This window comes from Paenibacillus silvestris (assembly GCF_009882985.1).
Lineage (GTDB): Bacteria > Bacillota > Bacilli > Paenibacillales > NBRC-103111 > Paenibacillus_E > Paenibacillus_E silvestris.
In genome coordinates this window covers 26725-40383 of sequence record NZ_WTUZ01000007.1, presented here as the reverse complement: position 1 = coordinate 40383, position 13659 = coordinate 26725, and the positions used below count along the sequence as shown (strand labels likewise).

Below are 13659 nucleotides of genomic sequence, written 5' to 3'. Positions count from 1 at the left end.
TTGTGGAGCAGACCGTTCGAGAGCACATTCTTTACTATAAATCAATCGTATCCAAATATAATTAAATAACCAGTCGCCGATTGATTTCCGACGACTGCTGCATAACTTGAGTGGTGTTTTGATCCCTGTCTCACAATCGGGAGTCAGTCTCGAATACTATAGGGGCTGCTTTTATTTATAGCAAAGAGGGGTCAAACTATTTAACGTCCAGCTACGAAACGAAGAAGAAAGCCTTTTTTATTGTTGGCATTAAATCGCAGAGACCCGTGTAGAATTACATTCTCACGTATATTATATGATTGCGCATCGGAATTTAACCGTGCACGGAAAATACGTTCCGGAGCATTAACCCTCCAGTAATCTTAATCGTTTGATATCTTGAATCGGCGAAAGTCCGAACATTCTGGAATATTCACGGCTAAATTGGGATGGGCTTTCGTAGCCAACTTGAAATGCGACATCTGCGGCATTGGATGATTCGGATAACAATATTTGCCGAGCTGCCTGAAGCCTCAGCTGCTTTTGGAATTGGATTGGCGTCATCGCGGTAACCTCTTTAAAATGCCGATGTAGCGTGGGTATACTCATATTTGCTTGCTCCGCAAGCTCCTCGATACGAACCGGTTGTTTGTAATACTCCTTAATATAGTCAATAACCGCTTTGATTCGAAAAGCCCCGCCGCCTTCGACGGCAATTTGTGTCAGCATCCCGCCTTGTTTCCCTTGAAGTACACGATATAGAATTTCTTTGATTATCATAGATGCAAACAGCGGGATATCTGCTGGATTATCCAGCAACTGCACTAGACGCATCACGGCATCCAATAGCGGCACATCCACCTCGCTAATGAATAATCCCCGTCTCACTTGCTCCAGGGAAGCGACTTGAATTTTGGACTCCTTAATGACCTCCAGTACCTGTTCCGGCGTGAATTCAAGCTTCAAAGCCAAATAGGGAGCCTCTGGTGAGGCTTCAGTGATTTGGCTAATGACTGGCAATTGAACCGAGGCCACCAAATATTCGGCTGTGCTGTACCTGTATCGCTCTTGAGAAAGCAGCACTTCTTTCTGTCCTTGAAATACAAAACAAATGGAACGACTATGAACGCCATGCTTAGGTTCTGTCACCTGATTTTCGCGAAATAAAAAAAGTGATGGAATAGGAGTTGGGTGAATACCATTTTCGTAATTTGTCAGTCGTTCGATACTCCGAGCAAGCGTATCGCGATATTCATGTATTTTAAGGGTCATTGTAATCTCCTATAGGGGGTCATTTGAGACCTATCATAGTATATGCAAAGGTCGTTCGCAAGTGGACGTGATAGGATTAGGCAATCATTTGAGGCAATCGTGATATCCCTTGCGGATTCATCTGTTGCATAATGAAGAGGCTCGAGAGGAGCAATAATAATTATGGAATGATGGAGGAGACATAGATGAGAACACCACAAGCACCAATCGGCTCCGGTTTCGGAGCATATACAACAGCAGCTGAAGTCATTAGAGGGATTGATTTAACTGGCAAGAACGTAATTGTAACCGGCGGGTATTCTGGGATTGGTTTGGAAACGGTTCGAGCGTTTCGCTCTGCCGGCGCCCGGGTCATAGTGCCTGCTCGGGATATCGCGAAAGCAAAGGCGAGTCTATCCGACATGCCGGATGTCCTGTTGGACACGATGGATCTACTGGATCCATCGTCGATCGATGCCTTTGCCGATAGATTCCTTAGCCGGTTCGATATGCTTCATATCCTCGTCAATAATGCAGGCATCATGGCAACTCCGTTAGAACGGGACGAACGGGGGTATGAATCCCAGTTCGCGGCCAACCACCTTGGCCATTTCCAGCTCGTTTGTCGTCTATGGCCGGCTCTCGTTCGAGCGGAGGGAGCGCGTGTCGTGGCTCTCTCGTCTTATGCTCATCGGCGCGCAGGGATTGACTTCCACGATCTGAATTTCGAACAACGCGAATATAATCCATGGGCGGCTTATGGCCAATCGAAGACAGCAAATGCATTGTTCGCAGTTGCACTTGATTCGATCGGGGAGCCATACGGCGTGCGTGCATTCTCCGTCCATCCAGGCGGCATTGCAACAGATCTGCAGCGCCATTTGACAAAGTCCGAAATTGATAGCCTTGACATTATCGATAAGTCCGGAAAGCCGATTATCGATCCCGACAATAACCGGAAAACGCCTCAGCAAGGAGCTGCAACAAGTGTGTGGTGCGCGACAAGTCCAAAGCTTGATTTCTTAGGTGGTGTCTATTGCGCGGATTGCGATATCGCATTAGCGCTGCCGAGCGATGAGTCGACCGAAATGCATGGCGTGCGGCCTCGTGCGTTCGATCCCGTTGCCGCAGGCAGACTATGGCAGTTAAGCGAGCAGCTCACCGGAACGAAGCTCACCGATTGAAACATGACGGAAACCAACCAGCATTTTAAAAAAACTATAAACAATAAACAATAAACTATAAACGAGAGGCATGAAGCGTAATGAAAAGCGTTGAATTGGGATCACAGGGCTTGAAGGTAAGTCAAGTTGGACTGGGCTGCATGGGCATGAGCACTTACATTTACGGTCCAAGCGACGACGAACAAAGTTTGTCTACTCTTCGCCTTGCAACCGAGCTTGGCGTTACGTTCTTCGACACCGCGGAGACTTACGGTATGGGTCACAACGAACAATTGCTTGGACGCGCGTTTACCGGCATACGCGAGCGCGTGATCGTTGCCACCAAAGTCGGATTCGGTTTCACGGACGACGGCAAGATCAAGGTTGTCGATGGGAAGCGCGTTGTGGACGGTAAGCCGGAGCATGTCGTCCGAGCCATCGAAGGCTCACTTCGTCGGTTGCAGATGGACTACATCGACCTAATTTACCTGCACCGCATCGATCCAACCGTTCCCATAGAAGAGACGATAGGAGCGATGAGTAAACTGGTCGCCGAAGGTAAGATTGGCCATATCGGCTTGTCCGAAGCCGCGGCAGACACCATTCGCCGTGCGCATTCCGTGCATCCGATTACTGCCGTACAAACAGAATATTCGTTATTCGAACGTGGCGTCGAGGCTAACGGGGTTCTTGATACAGTCCATGAATTAGGAATAGGATTTGTGCCTTACTCACCGCTCGGTCGAGGGTTCTTGACCGGCCGCTTAAAGACGGACGCATTGCACGAAACGGACTTCCGCAAAACCGATCCTCGGCTTAGCGGAGAAAATTTGCTAGCCAATGCGCGCATCGTCGAGGCGATAAGCGGGATTGCCGAAAGAAAGGGAGTCGAACCTTCTCAGCTCGCTTTGGCCTGGACGATAGCTCAGGGATGCGTCCCGATTCCCGGCACTCGACGCATCTCCTTCTTGAAAGAAAATATCGCTGCCGCAGATATCGTTTTGACGCAAGAGGAGTTGGCAGAGCTTGACGAAGTTGCACCTATAGGCATCGCGGCAGGCGAGCGATATACCCAAGCCAATATGGCGTACGTAAATAAGTGAGGTGAAAACAAGCATGAACGAGCTGGAAGGCATATTGAAAATTAGGTTCGATTCGATCGAAAAGAGAATCGAATTGGTACTGAATCAACTAGATAATCAGCAAGTAAATTGGCGTCCTAACGAATCGAGCAACAGCATAGCTAATTTGATAGTTCACATGAGCGGGAACATAAACGAACGTATTGGCAAAGGCATGAACGAAAAACCTTATTTCAGAAATCGCGATGAAGAGTTCGGGGAGCAATTTAAAACCAAGGACGAGCTAATCGAGATGATTCTGATTTCGCTTCACGAGGTCAAAGATACGTTGATGGCAATGTCGGAAAAACGATTTTCGGACACTAAAATCCCGGATAATCGCGATCTGACGAATTTAGAGATATTCATACAAACCGCTACGCACATTTCGGAGCATACGGGACAGATCTTCTACATCGCCAAGATGCTAAAGGATGAAGATTACGTCACGACGATCGTACCGAAGCAGAAACCAAAATTATGAGTCAGTCGGTCATCGTTAAAAGGAAAGCTATTGTTAGAAAAACTCACCGCCCTATGGTTTTGGCAGCACTCGTGCTTGCGATGTTTATGTCGGCAATCGAAATGACGATCATATCAACCGCGATGCCCAGCATCGTTGGGGAATTAGGCGGGTTTTCGTTGTACAGTTGGGTATTTTCGGCATTCACGTTAATGCAGGCCGTAACGACGCCGATATATGGCAAGCTTTCTGACTTGTTCGGGCGAAAACCCATCTTTATGATCGGTATCGTCATTTTTCTCTCCGGTTCCATATTATGTGGATTTTCGACATCCATGTTCATGCTTGTGATATTTCGGGTAATTCAAGGCTTCGGAGCAGGTGCTGTCCAACCCATTGCCATGACGATTATCGGGGATATGTATACGGTAGAAGAACGTGCTAAAGTGCAAGGTTATTTTTCCAGCGTATTCGGTATTTCTTCCGTTATCGGACCGCTTGTCGGAGGTATTATTGTTCATTATTCGCACTGGTCTTGGATATTTTGGATGAACGTGCCTCTCGGGTTATTGGCGGCTGCAGGTGCCATTTTCTTTTTACACGAAGGCGTAGAGAAAAAAAAGCGTTCCATCGATTATGCCGGCTCGGGGTTGTTTTTTGTATCCATTACATCCCTTATGGTCGTATTGATTCAAGGTGGGGGTGCCTGGAGATGGACATCACCTCAAATTCTTGCTTTGCTTCTAGCATTTGTATTGGGGGCCGCATTGTTTTTGAAACAAGAAGGACGAGCTTCTGAACCGATGATGCCGCTGCACATATGGAGAAACCGATTTATTGCCATAGGCAATACGGCGACACTTACATCGGGTGCTATCGTTATCGGACTGTCGAGCTTTCTTCCCACATATATTCAAGGCGTCATGGGCGGCTCCGCGTTTATTGCCGGTTTTACGCTTACCGTAATGACGGTAGGGTGGCCAATCGCAGCGTGGCTGGCAGGGTTTACGATCATTAAAATCGGAATCAGACCCACAGCCGTGATAGGCGGCATCGCCATTTTCATCGGCTCGCTGTTTTTTGTCACGCTGGATCCCTCAAAAGGTCCAATGTGGGCAGGCGCCGGATCGTTTATTATCGGAATTGGAATGGGATTCTCTAACTCCGCCTTTTTGATCTCGATTCAAAACAGTGTTCCGTGGCAAATGCGCGGCGTCGCGACCGCGTCAAATATGTTCATGCGGCTGCTGGGAAGCTCGGTAGGAGCAGCATTGCTTGGAGGCGTCCTGAACTTGAGGTTCAAACGGTTTATATCAAGCAATGAAAATCCGTTAGGCGATGTCATATCCATGAATTCCATTAATCAGGTTTTGAATTCATCCGGCTCGCATCCACTCCCGGCAGAACAGCTGCACATTGTTCAACGCGGTTTGACGATCTCCCTTCATCAGGTTTATTGGGGCGTGTTTGTGCTCGCTGTTATAACTCTGATTGGAACGCTAATGTTGCCAAAGATAGAGTCGAAAACAGATTAAGTAGGCGAGAGATCTACGCTACATTTATGAGAAAAGAGGTAATACTTGATGAAACTTATCGACTTAAGTGTAGCTATCAGTCCGCGGATTCGCGGGTATTGCTGAACTTCAGGGAGAAGCCCCCGGGGTATGAGAGCACGGAGGAAGACCTTAAGGGGGCGCTCGCCCAAATCGAGAAACTCGCCAATTTGGATCAAATTCCAAAACCATTCGGTTTCAAAGTATGTTGTTTTCCTATCAAGGTGGAAAAAGGTAGTGCCGGCTGGTCAAGACCTGTTGCATTCATCCAAGAGTAGGTTTAATGAATAGAATAATCATAGATCGCATGATAGTAGAACTGATAGCATAAATAACTCTAGAGTAAAAAAGCAATTCGGGATTTGATCCGAATTGTTTTTTTACTTTATTTCAAGATAGGGAACTTAAAAAAACTAAACGAAAGTAGAGCTGTATGGCGTGTATACGGAAGTGATAAGTAACATTCAGCAATTATTTTCAATTGTTTAATACGATAACACAGGAATTCTGCTAGACTGCTTGCCACAGCTGCTCCCTATTTGCATTTTAACGAGAGTTTAACGCAGCTAGATTCGGTAGTGCCACTGTTAGGAAAATAGCGGCAATATAGTTTATTCATTGAATAATGGTGGCGATAGTGTGGGTTCAAGGATAATGCATTTAATTATTGCAAATAGAATTGCAATGCGTCTGTCGATAGAAGATAGAACGCCATTTTTACTTGGAAGCATTGCTCCAGATGCTGTTGCAATTAAAAATGAATCGGATTATTAAATGGAAAATTACTGGAGAAAGACGTTATATTACACTCCAACAATCATTGATTTACAAGAGGTTAAGTCCAAAGATGTCGAAGGGTTTGTTCCTTATGTCCTAGGAGATATGGAGTATGGAAATGAAGTAGTTAATCAGACACTCAATGTCTTTGTGTTTGATCAGATTGTGGGTTACATAGAAACATCAGTTGATATGGGGTTATTAAATTTAAAACAGGCTGCAATCCTATACCGGCTGCACACTGCTCGCTAATGGTTAACCATTAGAGACGGTACTATTATCCAACATAATGGTGTCAGGTATTGCCATGAATATAAAAATAAAAGGCGAAGGCATGATGCCATCGACTCTTCATGTTTATGAATTATTCAGCCCAGCCACTGAGTGTATGATAGCTGAGCGCTAGACTTTCGAACGGATCCCCCGGACAGACATCCTGCTCCACCACGTACCACTCAACGCCAGTAGCGCGGCAGGCATCAAGAACAGCCGGCCAGTCCATATTTCCCTCGCCGATCTCGGCAAAAGTCTGCGTGTCATTTACGATCGCCATATCCTTCAAATGAACGACCTTCATCCGTCCGTCGACCTTGAGAACCCAGTTCACTGGATTGGCGCCGCCAGCTTGAACCCAGTACATATCAAGTTCAAAGCCGACATGCGCGGCATCCGATTCTTCGAGCAGCCATTCGAGACCGGTTTTGCCCGCTATTTTTTCGAATTCAAACTTATGATTATGATAGATCAGCCCTAGACCTGCCTCCGACAGCTTTGCGCCGATCTCGGACAGCGTCCGGGCCATCTCTTGATAACCGCTTAAGCCGGTACGATAAGCCGGAGGCATCGACCCGATGCCGACATAACGACAATTCCAGGCCTTGTGAACCTTAATTACGTTATCCAAATCCTGCAATAGCCACTCAAACGGAACATGCGTCGCGCAAATCGTCAGCCCACGTCGCTGGCACATCTCCAGCACAGCCTCTGGTGCGATAGGACCTATGCCCGACACTTGGACCGCATCATAACCGATCGCTTTGATCTTCTGCAGCGCTGCATCCAGATCCTCGGCGGTTTTCGTAAAGCTGCGCACGGTGTAGAGCTGCGCAGCGATTTGGTTTTTTTTCATAAGGGCAAACACTCCTAAGCTTGTTTTGGTTGAAAAGAGGACTTCGCTTGATCGGGCAGGCAGAACGATTATCGCTGCGGTTTTAGAAAAACAACGCCAACCTTGGCCGTCGTAATGTCGTTCCGATCCGGACCCGGTACGAATTCGTTCATGCGGACGTCATACTTGTCAGTCAGGCTGTTCAGCCCGTCAAAAGCGATGATAGATTCGCCTCGGATCGTGCCATGCAGAATCAGTTCTACGCCAAGTGGATCGTGAACCTTCTCGTTCTTATCCCGGATGCTGCCGCCCATGTAGGCTTCATATTCACCTGTGCATCCGCAATACGGGCATTCGTCGATATACGGATGGAACTGCTTAGGGCGATCGACCTCGTAATGCACGCTGGCGGCCACTTGGAAATAGCGGCCCTCTGCGGTTTCGACCGGATTGCCGGCGTGAAGCGGGGCGTAATAAAACCGCAGATGCACGCAATGGTCGTGGCTTCTGGAACCGTTCGGACCGAGGCGCACCGGCTGAAGGCCGCGTCTGCGGGCGAAGGCGTCGCAGCCCTCGGCTGAATGCGCATAGCCGAAGTCGTTGTACATGTCGGTGCATGCTTCAAGCTCCTGCATCACAAGTGTAATCGCGGCCCGGTAGTTAGGGGCTAGCGACTCGTGGACCAGCACCCAGATATTGGGGTAGCGCGGGGCAGAGCTGGGGAAAATCGTCCCCGGTGGCAGCATATAGTCGGACAAAATCGTAGCATCAGCTTTATTAATCATCGTTGTCGCATCTCCTTGTATGTTAGGATTCCGTGCTTGACCATCCGTGTCCCAGCGGCCATGTGGACTCTACAAAATCGATTACATCGAGCAGCGCCGATTTCTCGTTGCTGCGGGCAAGCACATGAGCGGCGGCGGCTTTGACGACCGGATTGGCATTCGCGACGGCGAAGCCGTTGCGCACCGAGCCGATCATCTCCAGATCGTTCAAGTTATCGCCGACGACGGCGAAGTCGTCATCTTCTGCACCAAGCAGCCGGATCATCGCCGATAACGCGGTGCTCTTGTTGATTCCATGAGGCAGCACCTCTAGCAGCTGGCTTTCAGACCGCACGGTGTTCAGTGGAATCGCAGCGGCGGCTTGCTGAAAACGAATGAGGTCCGCTTCGGGTCCAATCAGCATGAGCTTGGTTACTTTGCCGGCGAAGCCGTCCATCCACTGCGGTGAAGCCGTCTCGATCACGACGCCGTCCTTGTGCATTTGCTTCTTCACTTGCTCCGAAAGCACCGCGCTGAAACTGAAGATGCCTTCTTCATGAAATAGCAGCAGATCAAGCTGCTGTGCTTTTTCAGCCTCCTTATACATGCGCATCACATGGCGGACCGAGACAGAATCGAGGTAATGCTCGGTCAGATACGCTCCCATGACCGGATCGTAGATGCGGGCGCCGTTAAACAAGATGACGGGCGAAGTAATTTGAAGGAGCGTGATGAACGGCTGAGCCGCGCTTAAGGTTCGTCCCGTTGCAAACGTGAAGCGTCCGCCTGATTCCGTGAAACGAGCGATGCGCCGAACGAGCTCGGGAGGGATTTGTTGTTCGGAATTCAGCAGCGTTCCGTCCAGATCGGAGACGATCCAGCGGATCGGGATGTTTGACTGATTAGAGGGAATAGGCTGCTTGTTTAACAAAGGACATATCTCCTATTTCACTTATTTTCGGTTGACTGCTCACGACTGGAAGCCGGAGGTTCTCGCCTGTTTCCCGGTCGAACAGATAATAATCGACGTTCAGCCGAAGGGCGATTTCTTGTTGTTCGTCGAGCGCTTCAGTCATATCGGCATATACCTTGATGGCCGTATGGCCGACTCGGATATGAACGAGCCGCTCTCTTCCGGTAAATTCAACCGAAGCAACTCGGCCTCTTACATCCGTGTCCCGATACTGGTCGGCGGACGTAATCAATGAAACCTGGTGAGGGCGGAAGGCAAGCCGCATCGGTTGATCCTGGCGCAGAGCGCTCAAGCCGGAGCCGCCGTTCACGGGAATCGCCTGACCGGTCTCTGTTACGAGCAGACAGCCATCGGTGCGCCAAGTACACGCCAAGTCATTCATCGCAGGCATGCCGAGGAAATTGGCGACGAACCAATTGGCCGGTGCATTGTACAGCTGAAGTGGTGTTCCGATCTGCTGCAATTGGCCGGCGTTCATCACGGCGATCTTGTCGGACATGGAGAGCGCTTCTTCTTGATCATGGGTCACCATGATGGTCGTAATGCCCAACTCCTTCTGCAGCCGTCTGATTTCCTCGCGCATATTTCCGCGCAGGTTAGCGTCCAGGCTGGATAGCGGCTCGTCGAGCAGGAGCAGCCCCGGTTGTTTCACGACCGCACGGGCAATGGCCACGCGCTGGCGCTGTCCGCCGGAAAGCTGGCTTGGCTTGCGGCGCAAATATTCGCTCATCTGCACCATTCGCGCCGCTTCTTCAGAGCGCTGAATCCGCTCCTTGCGGCCAACACCCATATTTTTCAGAGGAAACTGAATATTTTTGGAAACATTCAAATTCGGATAGAGCGCGGAATTCTGGAACACCATGCCAATTCGCCGATCTTTCGGCAGCACGTTGTTTACGCGGTGCCCGTCGAACAGGATATCTCCCTGCGAAGGCGGGAAGATGCCTGCGATCATAAGCAGCGTGGTTGATTTGCCGCAGCCGCTCGGGCCGAGAATCGTCATCAGCTCGCCGTCCTGAACCGATAGGCTCAAATCTTGGACGGATGGCGCTTCCGCATCGTAGCGTTTGGACACATGCTGCAGTTCAATGCGCATGAAGAAGCCTCCTTTACATTTTCATTCTCATCAGCGCGCGCTGGGAGAAGAAGTACAGAATTAGACATGGCAGCATATAGAAGCTGCCCACCGCCATCACGACGCCAAAGCTTTCCGTGGACGTCTCAGAGAACAAGCTCCGGACGATAAGCGAGAGTGTATTGATATTGTCGTCGAAGAGGAAAACCGAAACCATGATATACTCGCTCCAGCCGCTCAGGAAAGCGAATAGTGAGACCGCCACGATGCCCGGCCAGACCAGCGGCAGATAGACCGCAATGAATGTTTTAATCCGGCTGCTGCCGTCCACACTGGAGGCCCATTCGAGCTCTTTGGGCACCTCGTCGAAGAAGCCCTTGATAATCCAAGTCGACATGCCGAGACCGGCAAAGCCCTTCAGCAGAATGATGCCGCCGAGCGTATTAATGAGCCCCAGCTCGTTGAGGATGTAGAAGGATGCGATGAGAGATGTCACGGCAGGGAAAGCATGGGTGAGCATCGTAGAGTGAAGAAGCCCGTTCTTTCCTGGAAAATTGCTGCGGGATATGACATAGCCCGCCATTAAACCTGCGGATACCTCCAGCACGGAGGAGCCGACGGCAATGATAAGCGTATTGGCGAATATGCCCCAGATGCTAGGGTAGACCATGCCGTTGATCTTAAGCTCTGACCAGAGGAAGCTCCAATTCTGGAAGGTGAAGCCATGCGGCAGGATGCCGTTGACCATCTCGTCGCCGAAAGAGATCAGAATGAGCCAGACATAAATAAACAGCAGCGGCAAGGTTATAAGGGTCAAGAGTACGATCGATATTAGATTGGGCAATCCCTTGAGGCGGCCGATGCGCGCCGGCGGCGTAAAGCTCGCTGATCGAACCGGACGAACCGGCAGCGTATCGGCTTCAACTGTTTTACTAAGCATGATGCACAAGCCTCCCTTCGTCGCCCGTCAACGGGCGCCTCCCATTAGTTTGCGGAAGCCGAACAACCGGTACGACACCACCATAGCAATGACGATGATCGGCAGAATAAACAGCGAGATGGCCGAGCCATAGCCGAAATCCAGCGTGAAGAATGCCGTGTGGAACGCATACAGTGCCCAGGTTTCCGACTGGTAGTCCGGTCCGCCGTCAGTCAGCAGCAGGATGGATTCATAGCTGGTCAGCAGACCAAGTCCTTGCCATACGGCCAGAAAGGTCAACGGCCACCGAAGGAACGGGATGATCAGCTTCCACAGCATGCTCCATTCGGTCGCGCCATCCACGCGGGCAACGTAGAAATAAGATTTGTCTACGGCCTGCAGCGCGGAGGAGAAGACGATCATGGACAGCGTGGATCCCATGACCCCGGACAGTAGAATGTTGATCAGAAGCGGATATTTATCGAGCCAGGCTACAGGCTCTGCGCCGTACCACGCATGCATGAGCGTATTCAGTACGCCATATTTACTCGGGCTCAAAATCCAGGTCCAGAGGAGCGCCTCGACTACGCCCGGCGATACGCGGGGGAGCAGCCAGATCGTTCTGAACACGGAGCCAACCGTTTGATTGCGAATATAGTGGGTCGTCGTCACCGCAATGACGAAGCCCCAGACGATCTGAATCACCAGCGTCGATACGACGAACAGGACCGTATTGGCCACGATGAGCCCGACCTTGGGGTCGATCAAGGCCTTGCGGAAATTCTTCAATCCGCTGAAATCCCAATGCAGCGCGGCGTCCATAGAGGTAAAGGCGATCAGGATGACAATGATGGCAGTAAAGGCAAACAGGACGAATTGATTAAATAAGAAAGGGCTTAGCATCAAGCCCGAGGCTCCATGTTCTCTCAGCTTGCCCCGTATACCCCCAGCTTTCTGCTGGGGGAATGGCGGTTGGGTATCGTTATGCATCACGTTCATGCGGTCCACGTCACTTTACCGTAAATTTGTCGAGATTGAGTTTCATTTGTTCTTCCATTAACGACACTGTTTCTTCAGGGCTTTTGCCGCCGGAGATGTTCTTAATGGCATCTGTATAAATTTTTCCAAACTTAGGCTGATCGGGGTCATTCGGGATAAATTTGGAGTAGTTAATTAAGTAGCTGTTAGCACTCAGCCATGGGTCGTCCTTGATCAGCTCCTGGCCTTCCTTCGTAAATGGAAGATGCGAGCTTTGTACGTCATGCTCCTTCTGCAGCTCAGGTGCGCTGACATAGGTCAGCAGGCGTTTTGCCAGCTCCGAATGCTTCGTTTGCTTACTGACGACGTACGTCCATGGACCGGATACGGTGACGGGCTTGCCGCCTTTCTCGGTAGGAGGCATCAGCATGACGCCGACATTCTGCATGATGTAGTCTGTCGAAACGTTCCCTTGCGTCTTCTCCATGCCTCGCGTTCTCCACTTTGCTTCATCCCAGACACCGGCGGTCATGAACATCGTCTCGCCGTTGATCATCGCCTTCAGGTTATCGTCCTTCGGCGCCCCGAGTGCGGATGCCGTTAAAACCTTGTCGTCGAGCAGTCCTTTTAACCATTTTAGTGTATCTGTGATATGTGCTTTATCGAACACGTATTCGGCCTTATCCTTGTCGTACATTTCCACACCGTGGCTGTAGAAAAGGAGGGCCAAGTCGCTTTGACCGGTGGTCGGTACGAAACCGTTCTGTACGATCTTCTTATCGACGGCATCCTTGGCGATCTTGCCCATATCGTCGATCGTGAATTCGCCCTTCTCGACTTTGCCCGGGAGAGATGTGATCTGCTCGTCCGTCCAGCCAAGCTTCTTCAGCGCAGGCTTCCAGTAATAGACCGGGCGGGCTTCTGTATCCTGAATGACGCCCCAGATGTTCTTATTCCACGTCACCGCATCCCAGTAGCCGGGGATTTGGTTTTGGAAGACCGGATCCTTCTCGATGCCGTTCAGATTCAGCAGGTAATCGCCGTCTGCCATCCACCCGATGTTGGAGAAGGTCGTAGCATAGATATCGGAGGCATTGCCGGATTTGGAGGCGAAGATAAAGTTCTGCTTAAAGTCCTCGTCCGCCAGCGGCTTCACAATGGCGTTGACCTTCACCCGCTGCTTGGCGTTTTCCTTCTCAAGCTGAGCGTTGAGCTTATCGGCAGCCTTAACGAAGTTGTTTGCCCGGGCAGGAGCGGAGGAGTCAGGCGTCATGACCTCGATTGGAACGACTTCTACATCGCCTGCTGCCGAAACGACATTAACCTTCGTGCCGCCCGTATCGATGTCCGTTGCCGCATTAGGATTCTGGTTGGCGTCTACCTGCGTGACTGCATTGTTGCTCGCTGTATTCTGAGCAGCTTGAGCACAACCGGAAAGGAGCAGTGTCAGTGCGGCAATACCGGCGGCAGTGTACTTCCATTGAAACGTAGGCTTGGTTTTCAAGTAGCATTCTCCTTAGACAAAATGGATTTTG

The 13659-nt window shown here is 50.3% G+C and carries 13 protein-coding genes and 1 pseudogene; 6 read left to right on the top strand and 8 right to left on the bottom strand.

Going from position 1 to position 13659, the window contains the following annotated elements; genetic code table 11:
• Nucleotides 1–345: 345 nt before the first annotated feature.
• Nucleotides 346–1251 (bottom strand): AraC family transcriptional regulator, encoded by a 906-nt coding sequence (locus GQF01_RS02695; protein WP_161405351.1) that lies wholly within the window; start codon nucleotides 1249–1251, stop codon nucleotides 346–348.
• Between the two features lie 185 nt (nucleotides 1252–1436).
• Between GQF01_RS02695 and GQF01_RS02690 the strand changes: the two genes are divergently transcribed.
• From GQF01_RS02690 to GQF01_RS02665, 6 genes and pseudogenes are all read left to right on the top strand, one after another.
• Nucleotides 1437–2414, top strand: a complete 978-nt coding sequence (locus tag GQF01_RS02690; RefSeq protein ID WP_161405350.1) for an oxidoreductase — start codon at nucleotides 1437–1439, stop codon at nucleotides 2412–2414.
• Nucleotides 2415–2494: 80 nt separating this feature from the next.
• Entirely contained in the window at nucleotides 2495–3496 is a 1002-nt protein-coding gene (locus tag GQF01_RS02685; protein WP_161405349.1) for an aldo/keto reductase, read from the top strand.
• Between the two features lie 13 nt (nucleotides 3497–3509).
• A complete protein-coding gene (locus GQF01_RS02680) occupies nucleotides 3510–3998 on the top strand; it encodes a DUF1572 family protein (protein WP_161405348.1) in 489 nt (162 codons plus the stop codon).
• 53 nt (nucleotides 3999–4051) lie between these two features.
• Complete coding sequence (locus GQF01_RS02675; protein WP_235958865.1) at nucleotides 4052–5512, top strand: MDR family MFS transporter; 1461 nt, start codon at nucleotides 4052–4054, stop codon at nucleotides 5510–5512.
• 167 nt (nucleotides 5513–5679) lie between these two features.
• Nucleotides 5680–5808 (top strand): annotated as a pseudogene (locus tag GQF01_RS02670) (cyclase family protein); the annotation flags it as partial.
• Nucleotides 5809–6304: 496 nt separating this feature from the next.
• Nucleotides 6305–6559 carry a hypothetical protein gene (locus GQF01_RS02665; RefSeq protein ID WP_407945388.1) on the top strand — a complete coding sequence of 85 codons (255 nt, stop codon included), beginning with the start codon at nucleotides 6305–6307 and terminating at the stop codon, nucleotides 6557–6559.
• A 112-nt stretch (nucleotides 6560–6671) separates the two neighbouring features.
• Here GQF01_RS02665 and GQF01_RS02660 read toward each other — a convergent pair whose 3' ends face one another.
• The 7 genes from GQF01_RS02660 to GQF01_RS02630 all read right to left on the bottom strand — a co-directional run bounded on the left by GQF01_RS02660 (nucleotide 6672) and on the right by GQF01_RS02630 (nucleotide 13628).
• A complete protein-coding gene (locus GQF01_RS02660; RefSeq protein WP_161405346.1) occupies nucleotides 6672–7436 on the bottom strand; it encodes a sugar phosphate isomerase/epimerase family protein in 765 nt (254 codons plus the stop codon).
• A gap of 68 nt (nucleotides 7437–7504) precedes the next feature.
• On the bottom strand, nucleotides 7505–8200 hold the full coding sequence (locus GQF01_RS02655) for a hypothetical protein (protein ID WP_161405345.1): 696 nt from the start codon (nucleotides 8198–8200) through the stop codon (nucleotides 7505–7507).
• A gap of 22 nt (nucleotides 8201–8222) precedes the next feature.
• Nucleotides 8223–9110, bottom strand: a complete 888-nt coding sequence (locus GQF01_RS02650; RefSeq protein WP_161405344.1) for an HAD family hydrolase — start codon at nucleotides 9108–9110, stop codon at nucleotides 8223–8225.
• On the bottom strand, nucleotides 9082–10248 hold the full coding sequence (locus GQF01_RS02645) for an ABC transporter ATP-binding protein (RefSeq protein ID WP_161405343.1): 1167 nt from the start codon (nucleotides 10246–10248) through the stop codon (nucleotides 9082–9084). The genes GQF01_RS02650 and GQF01_RS02645 overlap by 29 nt, the downstream gene beginning before the upstream one ends.
• 13 nt (nucleotides 10249–10261) lie before the next feature.
• A complete protein-coding gene (locus tag GQF01_RS02640) occupies nucleotides 10262–11167 on the bottom strand; it encodes a carbohydrate ABC transporter permease (protein ID WP_161405342.1) in 906 nt (301 codons plus the stop codon).
• A 27-nt stretch (nucleotides 11168–11194) separates the two neighbouring features.
• On the bottom strand, nucleotides 11195–12049 hold the full coding sequence (locus GQF01_RS02635; protein ID WP_235958863.1) for a carbohydrate ABC transporter permease: 855 nt from the start codon (nucleotides 12047–12049) through the stop codon (nucleotides 11195–11197).
• 106 nt (nucleotides 12050–12155) lie between these two features.
• Entirely contained in the window at nucleotides 12156–13628 is a 1473-nt protein-coding gene (locus tag GQF01_RS02630; RefSeq protein ID WP_161405340.1) for an ABC transporter substrate-binding protein, read from the bottom strand.
• Nucleotides 13629–13659: the final 31 nt, after the last annotated feature.

Coding starts and splice junctions, on each gene's coding strand:
- GQF01_RS02680 (WP_161405348.1), top strand. CDS start 3,510: ATGAACGAGCTGGAAGGCATATTGAAAATTAGGTTCGATTCGATCGAA.
- GQF01_RS02690 (WP_161405350.1), top strand. CDS start 1,437: ATGAGAACACCACAAGCACCAATCGGCTCCGGTTTCGGAGCATATACA.
- GQF01_RS02685 (WP_161405349.1), top strand. CDS start 2,495: ATGAAAAGCGTTGAATTGGGATCACAGGGCTTGAAGGTAAGTCAAGTT.
- GQF01_RS02635 (WP_235958863.1), bottom strand. CDS start 12,049: ATGCTAAGCCCTTTCTTATTTAATCAATTCGTCCTGTTTGCCTTTACT.
- GQF01_RS02645 (WP_161405343.1), bottom strand. CDS start 10,248: ATGCGCATTGAACTGCAGCATGTGTCCAAACGCTACGATGCGGAAGCG.
- GQF01_RS02675 (WP_235958865.1), top strand. CDS start 4,052: ATGGTTTTGGCAGCACTCGTGCTTGCGATGTTTATGTCGGCAATCGAA.
- GQF01_RS02660 (WP_161405346.1), bottom strand. CDS start 7,436: ATGAAAAAAAACCAAATCGCTGCGCAGCTCTACACCGTGCGCAGCTTT.
- GQF01_RS02655 (WP_161405345.1), bottom strand. CDS start 8,200: ATGATTAATAAAGCTGATGCTACGATTTTGTCCGACTATATGCTGCCA.
- GQF01_RS02665 (WP_407945388.1), top strand. CDS start 6,305: ATGGAAAATTACTGGAGAAAGACGTTATATTACACTCCAACAATCATT.
- GQF01_RS02640 (WP_161405342.1), bottom strand. CDS start 11,167: ATGCTTAGTAAAACAGTTGAAGCCGATACGCTGCCGGTTCGTCCGGTT.
- GQF01_RS02695 (WP_161405351.1), bottom strand. CDS start 1,251: ATGACCCTTAAAATACATGAATATCGCGATACGCTTGCTCGGAGTATC.